Here is a 19,541-nt window from a genome sequence, read left to right on the forward strand (position 1 = left end):
AAGAATTCCGTTGTCATGGTGTCGGAGGTCCTACTCGTCGGAAAATTGAGCCGGTGAAGAGCTCGGCGGCCCTGTCACCGAAGATCGCGATCTGGTGCCCGTTCAGGACGGGGGGCTTCCCTTCTCTCAGGAATCCCTTGAGGTTGCGCAGCATCGGCCCCTCCACCAGCTCGTAGTTGTGCATGGCGCCACCGTTGCGGTGATGCCGGATGAACTCGGCCACGTCGTCCCCCGGTCCGCTGAAGATCTTGCTCCGCAACCCCTCCAGCTGGGCCTTGGGTACCTTGAAGTGGATGACGGCGGGCACCCCGCCCTTGTCGTTCGCCAGCTTCTTCGCCCAGTCCAGGGCCTGCCGGGCATCGTTCGTGACGTAGAAGCCGCCCTTCCCGAAGTCCATCTTGCGGGCCGAGGCCGTCATGTCGATCCCGTTCGCCATGATGCTGTCCGCGTGCTGACCGAGCGTCCCATGGTAGAGATCGACGAGACACGGAGCCTTGAGCCCCAGCGGGTCCTTCCACTGGAGCGGGTTCTTCACATAGGCGTGCGGGTTCGGGGCCGGGGTCCGCCCCAGCGGGTCGGGGCTGAGGTAACGGGCGGTGCCGGGCTCGTAGTAGCGGTGGTGGTTGTAGTGGAGCCCCGTCTCCGCGTCGACGTACTGCCCGGGAAAGCGCAGCGGGCAGTCGACCCGCGGGGCTGCCGTCGAGACGACGGGGACCCCCCAGAGCGTGGACGACTGCCTCCATACGACACCGCCCTCGGTGTCCACCATTTCCGTCGGGGTGCCCAGAAGATCCGTGACGATGGCGTAGAAGTGCTCGTCGATCTCCTCCTGGGACGTCCCGGGGCCGGGCGGACGGGCCTCACGCACGCGTTGTCCCACCGGCGCCGGGCCACCGGCCCAGTCCCAGACCGTACTGACGGTCCCGGCGGCCTGCTCGGCGAGATCGTCCTCGTCCCAGTAGAACCGCGTCTCGTCGAGGACGGTCCCGTCGGCGTCGAGCATCTGTTTCGCCACCCGCCTGCCGACGGGGTCGTAGACGTAGTGCCAGCGCCGGCCGTCCGGTGTCAGCACGTCCGTGAGCTGGTCCTCGGCGTTCCAGGCGTAGTGCCACTCGCGCCTGCCGCCGGAGATGAGCCCGGTGACTCTGCGGACGACCCGGCCCTGATCGTCATGGTGGTAGCGGGTGCGGCCGGCTCGCTCGATGAGGGTGCCCGAGTAGCTGCGATCGCCGGGCCCCGTCTCCTCGTCCCGGACGGCTGCCGACGTGGCGAAGGCGGTGAGGTTGCCGACCGCGTCGTATCGGTACGTCTCCTCCCGGCCGGCGCCGGCGTTGACCGCTGTCACTCTTCCGGAGCGGTCGAAGGTGAAGGTCCGCGAGCCATGGCGGGAGTCGTGGATCTCGGTGAGCGCGCCGTCGGCACGGTGCTGGAAGATCCGCTGCCGGCTGTCACCGGCTGCGGTCAGTACTCGCTGGGTGGTACGCAGCCCCTCGCCGTCCCAGTCCTGTGTCAGGCGGGCGGCCTCCCCCATCACCCGCTCGATCTCACGCCCCGCGACGTCGTACCGGAAGGTCAGATCGTGTTCCCCGATCCGCTGGACGACCTCTCGCCTCCCGAGCCGGTAGGCCCATCGGGTGACCGCGCCGCCCGGCGTCCTGCGCAGTACCCGGCGGCCCGCGGCGTCGTACTCGGAGCGGACCTCCCGGCCGTTCCACGACTCGGCGAGCAGACGGCCCGCCGCGTCCAGTTCCCGGCACAGCTCGACCTCGGTGTTCCGGGCCCCGACGAGTCTGCCGCGCAGGTCGTACTCGTACGTGGTGGTGGCGCCGTCGGCGTCCATGGCGACGACGTTTCCGAGGACGTCGTGGCGCAGACGCGTGATCTCACCCGCTCCGTTGGTCCGTTGGACGAGCCGCCCCGCCGCGTCGTAGCCGTAGGTGAGGGTACGGCCGTTGAAGTCCGTCTCGGCGATCAGCCGGCCGACCCCGTCGTACTCGTAACTCCAGGTCATCCCGGCGCCGTTGGTCACGCTGCGGAGTCTGAGCTCGCTGTCGTAGGCGAAGCGTTCGACGCTCCCGTCCTCGTCCTCCCGCAAGGTGCAGAGGTCGAAGTGGGTGTTCTCGTACCTGGTGTGCCTGCCGTTCGAGGAGCGGTACTCCAGGGGGTTGCCCTCGGCGTCGTACGTCCACTGCTCGGTGCTCCCGTTCGGGAGGTGGCGCCAGGCGAGCTGCCCTTCCAGGGTCCAGCCCACTCGCGTGACCGCACCGAAGCCGTCGGTGAGTTCGGTGATACGGCCGAAGGCGTCCCGAGCGAGTCTCTCGGTCGCCCCGAGGACGTCGGTGACGCCGACGACCAGGCCCGCGGCATCGTTGACGAGTGTCTGCTGGCGCTCGCCGAGCGCGTCGACGATGCCGGTGAGGCCGCCCCGTTCGTCGAAGGTGAAGGCCGTCGTGGCGCCCAGGGGGTCGATGACCGCCACCCGGTTGCCCCACTCGTCGTAGACCGACTCCCACACGCTGCCGTCGGGCTGTGTCACCTTGGTGACGTGGCCGAGGTCGTCGTACTCCAACGACACCACGGCGCCGTCCGGGCGTACGGTCCGGGTCAGGTTTCCGGCAGCGTCGTAACCGTGGCGCGTGGTGTGACCGAGCGGATCGGTCTGTGCCACGAGCCGGCCGAGCTCATCCCAGTCGCGCAGGGTGCTGTGCCCCAGCGGGTCGGTCTCGCGCAGGGGACGGTGGTTCTCGTCGAACACGTAGGTGATCGAGTGGCCCAGGGAATCCGTGGCGATCGTGGTGCGGGTGTCGGTGTCGTAGCTGTAGCGGTAGGTGAGTACGCCGTCGTCGCCGCCCGTGCGGACGCAGCGGTCTTCGTCGTCGTACGCGTAGCGGTACCAGTCGCCTGATCTGCTCTGCCAGCCCGTGACGCGCAGTCGCCCGTCGTAGCTGTAGCGCTGAGGTAGGGAAGAGGAGTCGACGACGTCCGTGAGACGGCCGTCCGCGTCGTATCCGTATCTCAGGAGCGCGGGCTCGCCGGGCGCGCTGAGGAGGGCCAGGGCCGTCACCCGGCCGTCCGCCGTGCTGATGCCGACGCGGTACCCGCCGTGGTGGATCAGTTCCGACGGGGAGCCGTCCTCGGCGTGGCGCAGGGTGAGTGTGTTGCCGTGGCGGTCCTGCACACCGACCAGGGGGAGTTCGTTCGCCGGGCCGCCCGGTACGCGGCGGAACCGCAGCGTCGTGTCCGTCTCCGGCTGCCGCAGTGCGAAGTCCGCGTCGGGCAGACCGCCCCGCGTGAGCGGCCAGTAGGGGCCGAGCACCGGACCCGTTGTCTCGCCCGGCTCCGGGGCCGCGTAGTACAGGACAGTGCCGTCGGACGCGACGAACCGGATGCCGTCGTCATCGAAGATCAGCCGTTGATCAAGCGTCGAGGTCCAACTCGGTCCGAACCAGCCGCCGGCCTGGACTCCGGTGCGGTGGCTGCGCTCCACGACGACCGGCAGGACACCGGGCAGGGACAGATCCGCGATCGACATGACCATCTGCCCGGTGGCCATGTCGATGGGGTCGCCGCAGGTGAAGAGAGTCTTCATCTCCCGGCCGAGGCCCTTGAGCCTTGGCCCCATCCCCTTGGCGGCCAGCGCCATCCCCTTGAGCCCGCTCTTGAGGCTTTTCAGCTCCTTGAGCCCCTTGGCGAGTTTGCCGAGGCTGGTGATGCCCTTGCCGCCGGGTATGCAGTCCAGCGCCGCGAACGCCACGTCCCACAGGGACGCCTGGCCTTGTGAGTACTTGTAGAGCGTGTCCGCGAGGACGACGAGCGCGGCGACCAGCACGATCGCGCCGAGGATCGGCCCACCGATGATCATCGCGATGATCCCGACGACCGCGACGACGACCTTGCAGACCGTGACGATGGTGTCCCAGTTGTCCTCGAACCAGTGCCCCACGTCCTGCCACCAGTGCCGGTTCGGAATCCCGGCGTCGGAGGCCTCGTCGATCTTCCGCTTCGCCTCACCCGCCGCGTCGTCGCGCATCTTCCGCGCGTCCTCGGCCATCTTCTTCGCGGCATCGAGGGCGCTCTGCGCGGTGGTGACGTCCGACTGGGCCTGGGTATGCGCGGACTTGGCGCTCTGCACGTCCCGGGTGGCGGCCCGGACCTTGCCCTCGTCCGGCTTGTCGCCGTCCGACTTGCTGCCGGTGGGGTCGTCCTTGTACTTGTCGGCTTCCTTGGTTGCGCGGGTGACCCAGGAATCGGCTGAGGAGAGGCGGGACTTGGCGGAGGAGAGGTCGGACTGGGCCTCCTTCGCCTTGGTGAGAGCCTTGTCGGCCAGCGCCTGCGCCCGCTCCAGCTTGGGCCAGTAGTCGGCGAGGGCGTCGCCGCACAGCTCGTACGACTTCTTCAGCTTCTTCAGGTTCTTCGGAACGTCCTTGAACTGCTCCTTGAACACCTCGGCCGACTTGCCTGCCCATTGGAGGAGGGTGTCCTCGCCGGCCATGCCCTTGACCAGGCGGAGCGCGTCGGAGACGTCGTCGGCGAAACCGTGCAACTGCGCGGCGAGCGTGCGCACACGCTGCGGATCACCCGGGGTCGGGTCCCTGTCCAGGTCGAGTGGATGCCAGTCCGCCGGTCGGTACCCCGCCATGATCCCGCAACCCCCGTCGCGTACGTCCCGTCAACAAACCTGTGCACACGTGAAGTTACAGGTCCCGCCTCTTTGGGGTGAAGGGCGGTCCGTGGCTCCGGCCCGGATACGTGCCCGCCCGAGCGTGTGGGCCCCCTGCCTTCCGGCGGCCTGGCCTGGCCAACAGTCCTTTGCGGAGGCCAACCGAGGGTCGCGGCGATGTCACGGGACGGCACCAAAGCCGGGGTGGAGGCGTTGAGTTGCCCGACTATGGCTTGCCGCGTGCGTTTCGTGCGGCTGGCGTGCAGCAAATCGCTCTGGTGCATTCCGGATGGACCCCGATACCGTATTCGCTGCTTCGCAGACCCCAACCGCCCCACCAGGAGCCCACCGTGACCCGCCGTTCCCGCCTGCTCACGACAGCCACCGCCGGTGTGACGGCCGCACTGCTGCTTGCCGGCTGCGGCGGAGGGGGCGGAGACAAGTCCGACGCGAACGGCAAGATCGCGGGGGCGGACACGGGGAGCTCGGCGCCGGCTTCGCCGAGTGCTTCGGCTTCGGCGGCCGAGTCGGGGCGTCCGAAGATCACGTTGCCGTCGGATCTGACGTACACATTCGAGTGGGCGAAGACGGGCGACGAGAAGAAGGACGCTGTCCTCAGCGACACTGAGCAGTTCATCAAAGCTGTGGACATGGCGATCGCTAAGCAAGCTCCGCTCGACAAGGCCTACCGTTTCTACTCCGAGGGCTTGGCGGCTGCGGGCAGCCAGAAGTTCATCCAGGAGTTCGTGGACTACAAGGGCCGGATCACCGGAGCCAAGCGCTACTTCGATGCCAAGGTCCAGATCAACGACGACGGGACCGCAGGTCTTGTCTACTGCGAGGACCAGACCAAGGCTTACAACAAGAGCCTGAAGACTGGGAAGACAGAGGTCACCAAGGCGTCGAAGGACGACTACGTCCTCTACAACAGCCTGCTTCAAGTCAACAAGCAGGGTGTCTGGATCACCGAGAAGCTGACGTCGCAGCGGGGGAGCTCCGTATGCCAGCCATGAAGTTCCGGAATTCGGCAGTTGTCATACTTGCCGCAGCAGCTCTGTTGGCCTGCCCTGCGCAGGCATTCGCGGGCTACGGGCCCGGGGGTAGCACGAATGGCGACCCCGATACGAAAACTTCCGGTGGAAGTGACGGCAAGGGCAATATTTCAGCGACGGCAGGCGTCGTCTACGACCTCTCCAAGAACGGTTCCGGGGCATCAACCGGCGCGGTGACGCCGACCACGACCTGGACCCCGCCGGCCTGTTACTACGCACCCAAGTACTCACCCGATGCACTTGAGGCCTACCTGACGCCGATCTGGGCGGTCGACTCGACGGGTTACGAGTGGGACGCCCAGCAGCGCGACCGCTACGTCAACGGTAAGCCGTACACGGACTTCAACAAGGACAAGGCCGGCAAGGGCTACTGGTGGGACTCGTACGTCACGAAGGGCCGTGAGGGAGACCCCGGCGCGCTCGACTGCACGAAGCCCATCTTCTGGGTGGACACCGGTGACGACCCGCCGGCGGACGTGCCCCAGGCGGTCACCCCGGAGATCCTCGCCCAACTCGCCTACAACCAGATCCGCGTCCCCGGGACGAAGGTGACCCTGGCCCCGGCCGACAAGACGAAGGTCAACCTTCCCACCTGGGCCTGGCTGGACGCTGCCGAGTTCAAGCCGGTCTCCGTCACCGCGTCCGTCCCCGTACTGGGCATCACCGCCACGACCACCGCCGAACCGTACTCCCTCCAGATCGACCCCGGTACCTCGGATGCGGTGACGTATCCGGCGTCGGGTGTCTGTGAGTTCAAGAACAACAGCATCGGCGAGGCCTACGCCAAGGGGAAGGCCGGCGAGACGCCACCCTGTGGGGTGAAGTACCTGCGGTCCTCGGGCGCGGGCTCGTATCCGCTCAAGGCCACGATCACCTGGAAGATCCATTGGACTGGTACGGGCGTGCCGAACCGCAACCTGCCCAGTGGCACCTTCGGGGCCACCCAGGATGTCATCGTGCAGGAGATCCAGTCAGTCAACAGGTGAGCGATGAGTCGGCCGGAGCCTTTCGGCCGTAGGAGGCGTCGTGGGTGACAGGACCAGGATCGACGATCTCGACGTGCTCAAGAGCGTCTCCACGGGTATCGAGAAGATCGTCGAGGAGTTGCAGGGGCTCGACGACAAGGACAAGTACGGCTGGAGCCGGGAGGTCGTCGGTCACGAGGAACTCACGCACCGGCTCGACGACTTCGCCGACAACTGGGACTACAAGCGAGGGAAGCTCGAAGGGGAGTTGACCAAACTCGCGGCCATCACGAAAGCTGCGGCCCAGGCCTACGAGCAGATCGACACCGACCTCGCCAACGCGGTCCGCGAGCAGGGGAAGAAGCCCCAGAAGCAAGGGGGATGATGTCCCGGCCGAAAGACTGGTCACCGGTCGAGCTGGACTCCGACCCCGTGTCCGGGGACCCTGAGGCTGTCGCGAAGCTGGGCCGGCGATTCCGCTCGGTGGCCGATGCCATCAGGAGGCAGACGGGCAACATCGAGGCCCTCTGCGGTGTGGACGGCTGGCAGAGTGCCGCCGCCGACGAATTCCGCAAGACGGCCGAGGGAACCGTCGGACGGCTGAAGAAGGTCCTGGACCGCTTCGAGACGGCCGCCGACCTCCTGGGCGAGCAGACGGACCGGCCGGATGAGAAGTACGCCTCCGTTCTGGCGTCCTCCCAGCAGGCGGCGGACAAAGCCCGTAACGACGCCGAGCGCGACCGCGAGGAGCGGGACCGTCTCGACAGGTCGCTCGACGCCCTGGACAAGTCCGCGAGCGACTACGAACAGCAGAAGCACGACCTGACCACGAAGCGAGACGAGGTCGACAGTCGTGTCAACGACGCCGTCAAGCGGGTGCACGACGCCAAGAACGCCCGCAACCGGGCCGGGGAGAAAGCGGCTCGCGCTCTTGAGGCGCTCATCGACCACGACAAACTGAGGGACTCCACCTGGGAGAACATCAAGGGAGCGCTCAAGAGCATCGCGGACATCGCGGGCTGGGTGGCGACAGCCTGTGCCCTCGCCTCGCTGCTGGTGGGCTGGATTCCGGTGGTCGGCTGGGCGCTGGCGGGTGTATTGGACGCGATTGCTCTGCTCGCGACGGTGGTGTCCCTCGCCTGCCACCTGGTGCTGGTCTTCTCGGGAGATGCAAGCATCGCCGACCTGGTTCTGGACGGCGTGGCTCTGCTCACGCTGGGGCTGGGACGTGCCGCCCTGACCGCGGGCAAGGCGGCTGCCGCGGGTGTGCGGGGTGTGCAGACGGCGAGTCGCTCCGCCAGGGCGGACTACCTCGCCGCCAACTCGCTGTCCGGCAGATCGGTGAAGGCGGCCAACACCCTGAAGGGCAAGGCCACCAAGGTCGCGAACCAAGCAGCCGAAGAAGCGTCGAGGAGACTCGCGGGCGACCTGCCGGGAGCCTTCGGGAAGCTCGGGGAGTTCAAGCACGTCCTGAATCCCAAGGTGATCTACCAGGACACGGCGGACGCCGTGAAGGGACTCAAGGACTTCAAGGACGTGGGGAAGCTTTTCGGCAGGGACGCTTGGCGAGGAGCCCGGCCCTTCGGGAATCCCGAGTGGGTCGAGTCCAGCAAGGCGCTCAAAGAGGTGCCGATTCTCGGCAAGTTCGAAAGCATGGGCGGTGTGAAGTTCACCGACTATGTGCGATCCGCTGGGCAGAGGTGGCTCGGTTACACTGCCGCGGCGACCGCCATCGACGGAAACGACAAGCTCCACGGCCTCACGGAGTGGAACAATCCGTACAACAAGTGGAAGTCTGCTTGGACAGTGGGCTCCTGACCGCGAGGACTGTTTCCGGGTGAGCGACGACGTGGTGTGGCAGTGCCTGATCTCCGAGCCGGAAGGCTGCATCAGACTTCCCGTGGGAGAGAACGCGGGGTTCAGCGAGTGGGCGAAGCAAGCCGCACGGAGCCATCTGGGCGCCGAGGCGCCGCGCAGTGAGCTCCGTGAACTGGCCTCGACGCTGGCACGCGTGGCGGAGACCGCCGACCTGGGCGACCCCACCTTCGCCTATGCCTACGTGATCGACGCGGCCAAGGCCCTGACCGCTGTCTACGAGGTCCACGACTACGACGGGGACGGATACCGGTCCGTGGACCGCCTCCCCGACCTCCTGGACGATGTTCTGCCCACGTCTCCTGAGCGGCGCAGCGTGACCGAGGTGAATCTGCCGGCCGGTCACGGTGTACGTGTCCAGGAGCTCCTGTCGGTCGAGACCGGTTCGCTCTTCAAGAAGAAGACGATGATGGAGACGGTCACTTACGCGGTCATTCCGCCGCAGGTCGACAACGTCATCGTGTTTCGCATGTCGTGGACGAATCTCGTCTTCGGCGAAGCGTTGCTGGAACTCGCACAGACGCTGGCCGAGTCGCTGGAACTCGCTGAGGTCAAGGAAGACTGAGGAATGCCAGACGCTGCCGCCCGCGGTCTCTCCGACGGCGGGCTCGTCCCGCCCACCGACTACGGCCTCGTCGTTCCGGACGGCTGGTTCCGGATTCCGCTTGAGCCCGACGGCTGGAAAGGACCGATCAGAGCACTGGCCGAACGGGTCTTCGACGGTCAGGACGACGCCGTGCTGCTCAAGCGGGAATTCAGCAAAGCTCTTCTCGCTCGTGCCGAAGAGGGCTATGGGAATGGCGGCGTTGAGCTCTACATCTCTACGACCTCCATCGGGCCGGTGCCCCTGTCCTCATCTCTCCTGGTGACCGTCGTCCCTCCGGAGCAGGGTTTCCGCCTGGATGCCCGAGGCCGTTCTCAGCAGGTCGCCACTGTCGAACTCCCCTTCGCCGGCCCGGCGACCACGCGGCGCACCCGTACGGTCCCGGATGCCGACGATTCCTCCGGCAACCAACTGCCCGTGACCGTGGTCGACTACGCCGTCGGCGTCCCCGGCACCGACGCCGTTCTCCTGCTCACCTTCTCGACGCCGCTGGACATGTTCGCCGACGCCATGGTCGATCTGTTCGAGGCGGTCGCCAAGTCGCTTCACTGGAAGTGACCATCGCCGCGGCATGGAGGCACGGCTGCCGGGCGATGCGATGCGAAGCGGTCCCCTACGACCGCTGCGAGGCCGAGCCTCTCCCACGGGACCATGGCCAGCGTCATCCAGCTGGCGCCGATGGCGAAGACGCACACGAGTGCGGTCGCTCTACTGGGTAGAATCCAACCCACCTGGGACACGACGACCGACATCGCCATGAGGTAGACGGCGAGGACCAGGAGCGCGAGCACCTTCAGCAGGGCCGAGCCCGGGCCGATCCGTGTCTCCTGCTCGCTGCCTTGCACACGTTCGTGAGTCAGTCCGGTAGAGGATAACGAGCGGTCACTCGTCGAACCACGCCACCAACCGCACATTCCCCTCCCCGTGCACCCCCGCCAAGGTCTCCATCACCGTCCACACCGGTGCCCACGGGCCGTCCTCCGGGAGCGCGTCCCTGCGGCGGGCGCGCTCGGCTCGGTAGACCGTGGTGCCGGTGGTCCATTCCGTGCCCTCGGGGCAGAGGGCGGCCAGGTCGGCGGGGGACGACGTCAGCGTGTCGATGCCGCTCGCTCGGGCGAAGCCTCTGCTCCAGTCGTGGTGGTGGAGCAGGCGGAGGGTGCCGTCCGGGGTGCGGTCGTAGCGGGTGATGTGGGCGGTGCGGGGGACCGCCGGTTCCGTCCAGTCGATCGCCCTCGCCTCCGGCCAGGTCAGCCAGGTCTCGGCGAAGGCTGCGGCCGCCCAGGTGGCGTGCTCCTCGCGGACCTCGGGGGACATGTCCGGCGGCAGGCCTCGGTTCGGCGCCACGGGGCGCCACGTGGCGCCGAAGTCGCGTACGCCGAAGAGGCAGGCGAAGCCGTCGTAGTCCCTCGGCATCCCCAGCATCGGGAGGCTGATGGCCGGGGACCATGCCGTCTCGTCGTGGGGCAGGCCTTCCCGCCAGGTGCGGCACTCGATCCAGCCGTGGATGTCCGTTCCCATGCGGTCATTGTGACCGGGGCTGTGGCAGGCAGGAGGTGAAGTGGGTCCAGGCGGAGGACCTGACTGTGAGGCGGAGGCCTTCCGGGTTCTTCGAGTCGCGGATGTGGACGGCCGCAGGGGTGGTGGCCATCTCGACGCAGTTCGAGCTGTCGCCGCTGTACGTCGACTTCCGCCAGTGGAGTATGTGCACGGTCGCTCTCTCAGATGTCCTGGACGAGGCTCTGGACGAAGGCGTGCGACTCGGCGGGGCCGAGCGCGCAGGACTCCATGTGGTCGAGCACGGCACGGTACTTGGCCAACTGTGCCTCCCCGTCGAGAAATCCGCACCCGCCGTGGTGCGTGTCCAGCTGCACCGTGTCGAGCTGGGGGACGGGGCCCTCGACGTAGTCGAAGGACTGGCCTGTGCTCGGGTAGTACTCCGCGTCGAAGGGGATTACCCGGACGGTCACGTTCGGCAGCTCGCCCATGTCGAGGAGGTGCTTGAGCTGGCCGCGCCTGACGTCGGGGCCGCCGAACCGGATGCGAAGAGCCGACTCGTGAATGATCGCCGTATACGGAAGCGGCTTCTCGCGATGGAGGATGCCCTGCCGTTTCATGCGGTGCGTGAGGCGGTGCTCGATCTCGTACTGCCGCATGGGCGGTACCACGGCCCGGAAGAGGGCACGGGCATGATCGGCGGTCTGCAGCAATGCGGGAATGTGCATCGCGAGGGCCACCCGCAACCCGGTCGCGTGGTGTTCGAGTTCGGCCAGATCGACCAACGCGGCCGGCAGGTGTTCGCGGTACTCCTCCCACCAGCCACCCGTTCGGCGTCCGGTCATTGCCACCAGGGCGTCGACAACGGCGGCGTCCGAGCAGTCGTACGCCGATGCCAGTGATCGGACGCGGTCGGCGCTGAGGGAGCTGCGGCCTGTCTCGATCATGCTGACGCGCCCCTGGTTGACGCCCAGATGCGCAGCGGCCTGGGTGACGGTGAGGCCGGATCGCTCACGGAGTTTGCGCAGCTCCGTGCCGAGACGCCGTTGACGCAGGGTGGGGTTGCTGGTGGGCGGCACGGCGTGTCCTTCCCGGCCGATGTGCGGCTCGTTTGTCACCCACAGGAGGTAAATGCGGGTACATCTCCCCGATGATGGAGATGTATCTCCCGTGTGCGGCCTACTGTAGTGCCTGTACCGCTCAACTCCCCACGCCCGTAAGCCGGAAGAGCACCCCCGGGCAGAGCCACCGCCCGGCGCGGTCGTTGAGCGCGGTCCGCCTCCCCTTCCTCTCGTTCTCGCTGGAGGTCTCCATGGGAACCGTATCCCTGCCCGACACCTGGACGTACGCCCTCCGTCTGCCGCACGACCCGCGCGCGGCACGCGTCGCACGCATGACCGTACGGGCGGCGCTGAGCGGCCACGGCAGACTCGAAGTCCTGGACGCCGTCGAGTTGTTGGCCTCGGAGCTGGTCACCAACGCCTACCGGCACACCATCGGCCCCGCCTCCCTCCGGCTCACCGCCCTCGCGGACGGCCGGCTGCGGGTCGGGGTCTGGGACAGTCACCCGCGTATCCCCGCGCCCTTCGGGGAGCCCCCTTGGGACCGTGTGCCGTTCGTCCCGGCGGCGGCCGAGGACGGGCGCGGGCTGTGTCTCGTGCAGGAGTACGCCGACTCGTGGGGCGGCCTGTCCGTCGGGGACGGCGGTCCGCTCGACCGCGGTGCCGGGAAGCTGCTGTGGTTCGAGGTCGGTACGTGCTGACGGCAGGTCAAGCTCCGGTCAATCCGATCGTCGGCCGTTCACCCGGTGGATGCCGCATGGAACACTTCCTGGGTTGCAGAAGTGAAAAGAGTGGCTCGGCCGACGGGGAGCGGATGCGATGAGCGCGCGGCAGGTACGGAAGATGTTCCAGTTGATGGCCAGTGGTGAGCCCGTCGAACTCACCAACGCCTGGGCCTCCGTGAAGAAGCTCGCCCGGCTCGCCTTCGTCGCCCAGCAGTTCGGGTACGAGTACGCCGACGCCCGCCACACCGGCTCCCGCAACAACGTGCTCAAACTCCTCATCGTGCCCGACCACAGCCCGCAGGGGCGGGCGCGCGCCGCGCAGAACTGGGCGCAGTACCCGAACGCCGCCGACGGTGTCTCGCTGCCGCCCCTCGTGCCCGACGCCGTCGAACTCCTCAAGGCCCGGATCCAGTTCGACCTCACCGGGAAGAACGCCGAGAAGCGGATGCTGCTCGGGGCCGGCGGTCTCACCCTCGGGCTGGTGCTGGCCGCGGCGCGGGCCGGCGGGAGTGCGGGGGCGTTCGTCGTCTCCGGTGTGGTGTGGGTTCTCCTCATGGCCGTCATGGGGCTCGGGTTCTTCGTCACGCGCGGGCGCAACGCCAAGTTCGCGCAGCGGCTCCGGGCCGCCGGGTTCGTGCCGGTGACGGGCGAGGGCGGACGGGTGCGGTATCTGCCGCCCGGCACGCCCATGCCTATGCCCATGGCCATGCCTGCGCCCATGTCCGTGCCTATGCCTATGCAACCGGGGCCGGTGCCGCAGCCCCAGCAGTCGTGGCAGCAGCCCTCGCCGCCGGCCGGTCCCTACGGCCAGTACGGCCAGTACGGCCAGTACGGCGGCCAGGGCGGTCAGGGTCCCTACGGCGGTCAGCCCCCCGCCCCGCCCGCCCCCGGTTACGGTCAGCAGCCCCCCGCGCCCTACACCCCCGGCCCCTACGCCCCACCCCCGCAGCCCGCCGGGCCGTACGCCCCCGGCCCCTACCACCAGCAGCCCCCGCAGCCCCCGTACCCCTCGCGCTGACCCACCCCCGCGTGCCGACCTCTCACCGGGCCGTGCCGCCGGGTGAGAGCAACGTTCCCTTCCGGTCACCCACAGCCACAGCGCGGAAACGACGCCTCCCTACCTTCGTGGCCTAGTCACTCGTAGCAGACCGAGCACGCGGAGCACCGTGGAGGCGTCATGACAGCCCCAGCCCCTACTTCCCGTAGTCGCTGGATCCAGGAGTGGGATCCGGAGGACGAGGCGTTCTGGAACGCGACCGGCGAGAAGGTCGCCCGGCGGAACCTGGTCTTCTCGGTTCTCTCCGAGCACATCGGGTTCTCGATCTGGACCATGTGGTCCGTGCTGGTGCTGTTCATGGGGCCGGAGTACGGACTCACCCCGGCCGACAAGTTCCTGCTGACCTCGATGGTCACGCTCGTCGGCGCGGTCGTCCGGGTGCCGTACACCTTCGCCGTCGCGGTCTTCGGTGGCCGGAACTGGACGATCGTCAGCGCCGGGCTGCTGCTCGTCCCGACCGTCGCCGCGTTCGCGGTGATGAAGCCGGGGACGTCCTTCGACACGTTCCTGCTGGTGGGGCTGCTGGCCGGGATCGGCGGCGGCAACTTCGCCAGCAGCATGACCAACATCAACGCCTTCTTCCCGCTGAAGAAGAAGGGGTGGGCGCTCGGGCTCAACGCCGGCGGCGGGAACATCGGCGTGCCGGTCATCCAGCTGGTCGCGCTCGCGATCATCGGGGCGAGCGGCGGGCCGCGGGTGCTGCTGGGCATCTACATCCCGCTGATCGTCGTCGCCGCCGTCCTCGCCGCGCTCTTCATGGACAACCTCGCCACCGTGAAGAACGACACCGGCGCCGCGATCGACGCCGCCAAGGACGGCCACACCTGGATCATGTCCTTCCTCTACGTCGGCACGTTCGGGTCGTTCATCGGGTACGCGTTCGCCTTCGGGCAGGTGCTCCAGGTCCAGTTCGGCCGGACGCCGCTCCAGTCCGCCTACCTCACCTTCATCGGCCCGCTGCTCGGCTCCCTGATCCGGCCCGTCGGCGGCTGGCTCGCGGACCGGTACGGCGGGGCGCGGATCACGCTCTGGAACTACGTCGGCATGGCCGCCGCCACCGCCCTCCTCGTCGTCGCCAGCATGCAGAAGTCGCTGCCGATGTTCGTGACCGTCTTCGTCGTGCTGTTCGTGCTCAGCGGGCTCGGCAACGGGTCGACGTACAAGATGATCCCCGGCATCTTCCAGGCCAAGGCCCTCGCCAAGGGGCTGGAAGGGGACGAGGCGGCGGCCTACGGGCGGCGGCTGTCCGGGGCCTCCATGGGGCTCATCGGGGCGGTCGGCGCGCTCGGCGGCGTCGGCATCAACCTCGCCTTCCGGCAGTCGTACCTCTCCTACGGCAGCGGCACCGGTGCCTTCGTCGCCTTCCTGGTCTTCTACGGCCTGTGCTTCGCGGTCACCTGGGCCGTATACCTTCGCCGGCCGGCCGTGCGGGAGCAGGCGGCGGCCGCCACCGAGGCAAAGGCGCAGCTCAGCTACGCCGAAGTGTGACGTAACACCGGTGACATCAACCCGAACCGAGCCTGTCACGCGCCGTTGACAGGCTCGTTCGGCATGCGGGTCAGCTAGGAGAGCAGTCATGGCCATGGACGAGGAACAGCAGCGGCCGGACCCCGGTCCGCACGGCCCTCTCGCGGGGTTCACCGTGGGGGTCACGGCCGCGCGGCGCGCCGACGAGCTCGGGGCACTGCTGCAGCGGCGCGGTGCCGTCGTGCTGCACGCCCCCGCCCTGCGCATCGTGCCGCTCGCCGACGACGGTGAACTGCTCGCCGCCACCAAGGAGATCATCGACCAGGCGCCGGATGTCGTGGTGGCCACCACCGCGATCGGGTTCCGGGGGTGGGTCGAGGCCGCCGACGGGTGGGGCTTCGGGGAGCAGCTGCTCGGGCGGCTGCGGCACGTGGAGCTGCTGGCCAGGGGGCCCAAGGTCAAGGGGGCCATCCGGGCGGCCGGGCTGACCGAGGAGTGGTCGCCGTCCTCCGAGTCCATGGCCGAGGTGCTCGACCGGCTCCTGGAGGAGGGCGTCGACGGCCGCCGGATCGCCGTACAGCTGCACGGGGAGCCGCTGCCCGGGTTCGTGGAGTCGCTGCGGGCGGCGGGCGCGGAGGTGGTGCCGGTGCCGGTGTACCGGTGGATGCCGCCGGAGGACCTGGGACCGGTGGACCGGCTCCTGGACGCCGTCGTCTCCCGCTCGGTCGACGCGCTCACCTTCACCAGCGCCCCCGCCGCGGCCTCCCTCGTCTCCCGCGCCGAGCACCGCGGGCTCCTCGGCGACCTGCTCGCCGCCCTCGGCCACGACGTCGTCCCCGCCTGCGTCGGACCGGTGACGGCCCTGCCGCTGCAGGCCCTCGGCGTCGACACCGTCCAGCCGGAACGCTTCCGGCTCGGCCCCCTCGTCCAGCTGCTCTGCCAGGAACTGCCCTCGCGGGCCCGGGCGTTGCCCATCGCCGGTCACCGCGTCGAGATCCGGGGGCATGCCGTCCTCGTCGACGGCGCGCTGAAGCCGGTGCCGCCTGCCGGGATGTCCCTGCTGCGGGCGCTCTCGCGGCGGCCGGGCTGGGTGGTGGCCCGCGCCGAGCTGCTGCGTGCGCTGCCGGGCGCCGGGCGCGACGAGCACGCCGTGGAGACGGCGATGGCCCGCCTGCGTACGGCCCTGGGCGCGCCGAAGCTCATCCAGACCGTCGTCAAGCGGGGCTACCGGCTGGCGCTGGACCCGGCGGCGGACGCGAAGTACGCGGACGTGTGAGGCGACGGCCCGGGAGCCGTGCCGACTTCCGCACCCGGTCTCCCGCTCGGGAAGCCGCGGAACCGGGCCGCCGGCCCCGGAATACCCGTCATATGACGGGTGCCACCGTAAAAGTGCCCTCCATAGGGTCCAAGGCATGCCACACCGATCAAATTCGGCCGTGCGCGACCGAGCCGGCCGACCGCGCTGAACCCAGCCGACGGCGCTGAACCCAGCCGACGGCGCTGAACCCAGCCCACCGCGCTGAACCCAGCCCACCGCGCCGACCTCCTGACGGCACACCCGTCCAGGTGGTGCCCGCCGCCCGCGCGCAGCCGCTCAGCGGCGAGCTCCCGGTCAGATCCCTACCCTCAAGACCACTGTGTGAGGAGTGCCATGAGCACCGAGGTTTCCCGCCGCAAGGTACTGGCCGCCGGCGCGGCGCTGGCCGGCGCGGCGGCGCTGACAGCCGGCTCGGAAGGAACGGCCGCCGCGGCGGCCCCGGCCGGAACCGGCGAGGAGAGATCCAAGGTGAAGCCCACGATCGTGCTGGTGCACGGCGGCTACGCCGACTCGTCCTGCTGGAACGCCACCATCCGGGAGCTGCAGGACAAGGGCTACACCACGGTCTGCGGCTCGAACCCGCTGCGCGGCATTCCGACCGACGCCCCCTACATCGCGAGCCTGCTGGACTCCATCAGCGGACCGGTGGTGCTGGTCGCGCACTCCATGGGCGGCACGGTCATCACGAACGCCGCGGCCGGGAAGGCCAACGTCAAGGCGCTGGTCTACATCGCGGCGTTCGTGCCCGAGGTGGGCGAGACGCAGGGGGATCTCATCGGCAAGTTCCCCGGCAGCGAGGTCCTGCCGGTGAGCGTGCCGGTGCCGTACACGAAGGCCGACGGCACCACCGGAACCGATCTGTACCTGAGCAAGGACGGCCAGGCGGCCTTCGCCGCCGACCTCTCCGCCGCCGACTTCCGGGTCCTGCAGGCCACGCAGCGGCCGTTCGACGCCGACTCCTTCACCTTCCCGACCACGGCCGCGGCCTGGAAGACGATCCCGACCTGGGGGCTGGTCGCCGGCCAGGACAAGGCGATCCCGCCGGCCTGCGAGCGCTGGATGTACAGCCGCGCCAACGCGCGCAAGGTCGTCGAAGTGCCCGGCTCCTCGCACGTCGCGATGCTCAGCCACCCCAGGATCGTCGCGGATCTCATCAGGGACGCCGCCAGGGCCGTCAGCTGACGCTCGCGCCAGGCGCCCCGGTCCACCGCCATGGGCCGGGGCGCTGTCGCCACCGGGCACCCGGACCGGTGACATCATGATCCGCACAGTCGTCGCGGGCAGGTGGGGTATGGCGTTTCCCGGAGCAGCGGACCCGGCCTGGTTCGGGGTCCGGTGCGTGTTCCGGCACCGCGTCCTCGGCGTCTACGAGGAGCGGGTCACGCTGTGGACCGCCCGTTCGCCGGACGAGGCGATCGCCCGCGCCGAGACCGAGGCGACCGAGTACTGCGATGCGCTCGACCAGGTCGAGTACGCGGGCTTCGCCGAGGCGTTCCGCATCGACGGGACGCCGGGGGAGGGGGCCGAGGTGTTCTCCCTCATGCGGGAGAGCGGGCTGCCGCCGGGGGAGTACGTGCGGCGGTTCTTCGCCACGGGCGATGAGCGGACCGGCTGACCGGCGAACCCGCTGACCGGCGTACGGCGTTCTGGGGAGCCGGTTCCCGCGGCGGGCCGTAGGGCGCGGCTCGCCGCCCGCCACTCCGGCCCGTTCCTTCCCGGGCGCGCCGGGCCGTCCCGTGCGGCCGCGCGCGTGCGACGGACCGTGCCCCGCTCCGCGGATGTGCGCTCTGCCGGATCCCGGCCGAAGGGCGGCACGCTGGCGCCGGACCACGGCAACGGGGGACGGGACGGGGACGGGGACGGAACATGACACGCTGGCAGCCCTTGCCGGCCACACTGCCGCGCGAGGCCCGGCATCTGGTCGAGCAACTGCGGGTCCTGAAGGGCCGTACCGGCCTCAGCCTCGCCGGACTGGCCCGCCGCACCGCGTACAGCAAGTCGTCCTGGCAGCGCTATCTGAGCGGCGACAGACTGCCGCCGCGGGCCGCCGCGCAGGTGCTGTGCCGGCTGGCCGGCGGGGACCAGGGGCGGCTCCTGGCGCTGTGGGAACTGGCCGAGCAGGCGTGGCCGCCGGGCACGGCGGAACCGGCGGCCGCAGCCACGGCCGAAGCGACGGCCGGAGCCACCGCCGGAGCGCCGACCGCCGCGACAGCCGCCGCGACGACCGCCGCGACGACCGACGGCGCGGCCGAAGGGACCGCCGTTCGGACGGCCGAAGCGGCGGTCCAGGCGGCAGTCCAAGCGGCGGTCGACGCCACAGCGGCCACCGCCGCCGCCACTGCCGCCACGGCCACCGCCACAGCCGCCGCTGCCGCCGCGGCGGCCGGGTCCGCTCCGGCGGCCGAGCCGCCCAAGTCCTCCGCAGGACAGCGGCGGTGGCGGATCGCCGCGGTCGCCGCGTCCGTCCTCGCCGCGCTGCTGGCCGCCGGGCTGGTGTGGGCGCTGCCCCGCAGGGCGGGCGACACCGGCGTCGCCCGCCCCGGCGGTGCGCTCAGCCGCGCTGGTCGTAGTACGCGATCAGCCAGGAACCGGTGCCCTTGATACGCACCCGGTACTTGCTGCTGATCCGCTTGAGCGTGGCGTTGTGCGCGGTGCCGTGGAACGTGACGACGCTGCCCGCGGCCGGGCCGGTGAGCCGCTGCTGGGCGAAGGTCCAGCTCTGCTCGGTGACCACGCCGTCGTTGTCCGACAGGCCGAAGTGCTCCTGCCACCACTGGGTGGCCGATTCGGTCTCGGGGCCGAACGAGCCGTCGATCTTGCTCTTCTCGAACGGGTGCGAGTCGCCGTCGTCGTCCTGGTACTGGGCGCCGTCCGCCCACAGCACGGTCTCCCACAGGGCCGTGGCGTTGCTCTGGGCGTAGTCGTCGACGCCGAGGTTCTCCTCGTCCTGCCAGTCGTCGGTGACGGCGCCGCCGCCGTCGATGCCGTGGTACGGCGCGGCGGCGCTCGCCGCCGGCGCCAGGGCCAGGCTGCCGGCGCCCAGCAGTACGGCCGCCGCCGTGGCGACGATCCGGGTGCGCATGCTCATGAACGTGTCCTTTCTGAACCGCCGTCCCTCACGGGTCCCCCCTGGGGCGGCTCGCTGTGCGTTCGCAGGACACAGGGTCACGGCCCGGAGCGGGGGACGGCGAGGCCTGCCGGGGTATCCGGACCGAACGGGGACGGCCCGTGCGCCGGGCACCGGCGTCCCCGCCCGGAGCGGG

Annotated in this window: 19 protein-coding genes; 13 read left to right on the top strand and 6 right to left on the bottom strand. The window is 69.6% G+C overall.

The features are described 5' to 3' along the window. Positions 1-13: 13 nt before the first annotated feature. Entirely contained in the window at positions 14-4,639 is a 4,626-nt protein-coding gene (locus ACFZB3_RS46025) for a DUF6531 domain-containing protein (protein ID WP_391389075.1), read from the bottom strand. A 371-nt stretch (positions 4,640-5,010) separates the two neighbouring features. Between ACFZB3_RS46025 and ACFZB3_RS46030 the strand changes: the two genes are divergently transcribed. The 6 genes from ACFZB3_RS46030 to ACFZB3_RS46055 are packed head-to-tail and all read left to right on the top strand — an operon-like array spanning position 5,011 to position 9,714. Next, positions 5,011-5,673, top strand: a complete 663-nt coding sequence (locus tag ACFZB3_RS46030) for a hypothetical protein (protein WP_391389078.1) — start codon at positions 5,011-5,013, stop codon at positions 5,671-5,673. Next, positions 5,661-6,698, top strand: coding sequence for a hypothetical protein (locus tag ACFZB3_RS46035; protein ID WP_391389079.1), 1,038 nt, complete (start codon positions 5,661-5,663; stop codon positions 6,696-6,698). The genes ACFZB3_RS46030 and ACFZB3_RS46035 overlap by 13 nt, the downstream gene beginning before the upstream one ends. Positions 6,699-6,738: 40 nt before the next feature. Beyond that, entirely contained in the window at positions 6,739-7,062 is a 324-nt protein-coding gene (locus ACFZB3_RS46040; RefSeq protein WP_391389081.1) for a hypothetical protein, read from the top strand. Beyond that, positions 7,062-8,495: a putative T7SS-secreted protein gene (locus ACFZB3_RS46045; RefSeq protein ID WP_391389083.1), complete on the top strand. Its 1,434-nt coding sequence runs from the start codon at positions 7,062-7,064 to the stop codon at positions 8,493-8,495. The genes ACFZB3_RS46040 and ACFZB3_RS46045 overlap by 1 nt, the downstream gene beginning before the upstream one ends. A gap of 19 nt (positions 8,496-8,514) precedes the next feature. Then, positions 8,515-9,117 carry a hypothetical protein gene (locus ACFZB3_RS46050; protein WP_391389085.1) on the top strand — a complete coding sequence of 201 codons (603 nt, stop codon included), beginning with the start codon at positions 8,515-8,517 and terminating at the stop codon, positions 9,115-9,117. 3 nt (positions 9,118-9,120) lie between these two features. After that, the gene (locus tag ACFZB3_RS46055; RefSeq protein ID WP_391389087.1) at positions 9,121-9,714 is read left to right on the top strand and encodes a hypothetical protein; all 594 of its coding nucleotides are present in this window, start codon (positions 9,121-9,123) and stop codon (positions 9,712-9,714) included. Here the strand turns inward: ACFZB3_RS46055 and ACFZB3_RS46060 are convergent. The 4 genes from ACFZB3_RS46060 to ACFZB3_RS46075 are packed head-to-tail and all read right to left on the bottom strand — an operon-like array spanning position 9,702 to position 11,729. Then, positions 9,702-10,001 carry a hypothetical protein gene (locus tag ACFZB3_RS46060; protein WP_391389089.1) on the bottom strand — a complete coding sequence of 100 codons (300 nt, stop codon included), beginning with the start codon at positions 9,999-10,001 and terminating at the stop codon, positions 9,702-9,704. The genes ACFZB3_RS46055 and ACFZB3_RS46060 overlap by 13 nt on opposite strands. A gap of 37 nt (positions 10,002-10,038) precedes the next feature. Beyond that, positions 10,039-10,674 carry a hypothetical protein gene (locus tag ACFZB3_RS46065; protein WP_391389090.1) on the bottom strand — a complete coding sequence of 212 codons (636 nt, stop codon included), beginning with the start codon at positions 10,672-10,674 and terminating at the stop codon, positions 10,039-10,041. A 4-nt stretch (positions 10,675-10,678) separates the two neighbouring features. After that, positions 10,679-10,960: a DUF397 domain-containing protein gene (locus ACFZB3_RS46070; RefSeq protein ID WP_391389092.1), complete on the bottom strand. Its 282-nt coding sequence runs from the start codon at positions 10,958-10,960 to the stop codon at positions 10,679-10,681. Next, entirely contained in the window at positions 10,875-11,729 is an 855-nt protein-coding gene (locus ACFZB3_RS46075) for a Scr1 family TA system antitoxin-like transcriptional regulator (RefSeq protein WP_391389148.1), read from the bottom strand. The genes ACFZB3_RS46070 and ACFZB3_RS46075 overlap by 86 nt, the downstream gene beginning before the upstream one ends. 233 nt (positions 11,730-11,962) lie before the next feature. On the opposite strand from ACFZB3_RS46075, the gene ACFZB3_RS46080 reads away from it, so the two are divergent. From ACFZB3_RS46080 to ACFZB3_RS46110, 7 genes are all read left to right on the top strand, one after another. Beyond that, complete coding sequence (locus tag ACFZB3_RS46080) at positions 11,963-12,412, top strand: ATP-binding protein (RefSeq protein ID WP_391389094.1); 450 nt, start codon at positions 11,963-11,965, stop codon at positions 12,410-12,412. 118 nt (positions 12,413-12,530) lie between these two features. Next, positions 12,531-13,454: a hypothetical protein gene (locus ACFZB3_RS46085; RefSeq protein WP_391389097.1), complete on the top strand. Its 924-nt coding sequence runs from the start codon at positions 12,531-12,533 to the stop codon at positions 13,452-13,454. A gap of 159 nt (positions 13,455-13,613) precedes the next feature. Beyond that, a complete protein-coding gene (locus ACFZB3_RS46090) occupies positions 13,614-14,981 on the top strand; it encodes a NarK family nitrate/nitrite MFS transporter (protein ID WP_391389099.1) in 1,368 nt (455 codons plus the stop codon). Between the two features lie 94 nt (positions 14,982-15,075). Continuing rightward, positions 15,076-16,236, top strand: a complete 1,161-nt coding sequence (locus ACFZB3_RS46095; RefSeq protein ID WP_391389150.1) for a uroporphyrinogen-III synthase — start codon at positions 15,076-15,078, stop codon at positions 16,234-16,236. A gap of 375 nt (positions 16,237-16,611) precedes the next feature. Continuing rightward, positions 16,612-17,460, top strand: a complete 849-nt coding sequence (locus ACFZB3_RS46100) for an alpha/beta fold hydrolase (RefSeq protein ID WP_391389101.1) — start codon at positions 16,612-16,614, stop codon at positions 17,458-17,460. Positions 17,461-17,536: 76 nt separating this feature from the next. After that, complete coding sequence (locus ACFZB3_RS46105) at positions 17,537-17,893, top strand: hypothetical protein (protein ID WP_391389103.1); 357 nt, start codon at positions 17,537-17,539, stop codon at positions 17,891-17,893. A gap of 251 nt (positions 17,894-18,144) precedes the next feature. Further along, entirely contained in the window at positions 18,145-18,879 is a 735-nt protein-coding gene (locus ACFZB3_RS46110) for a helix-turn-helix domain-containing protein (protein ID WP_391389105.1), read from the top strand. Here the strand turns inward: ACFZB3_RS46110 and ACFZB3_RS46115 are convergent. Continuing rightward, the gene (locus ACFZB3_RS46115) at positions 18,830-19,366 is read right to left on the bottom strand and encodes a peptidoglycan-binding protein (protein WP_391389107.1); all 537 of its coding nucleotides are present in this window, start codon (positions 19,364-19,366) and stop codon (positions 18,830-18,832) included. The two genes, ACFZB3_RS46110 and ACFZB3_RS46115, sit on opposite strands and share 50 nt — an antisense overlap. Positions 19,367-19,541 lie beyond the last annotated feature (175 nt).

The sequence above is a fragment of the Streptomyces sp. NPDC008092 genome (genome assembly GCF_042957285.1).
GTDB lineage: Bacteria > Actinomycetota > Actinomycetes > Streptomycetales > Streptomycetaceae > Streptomyces.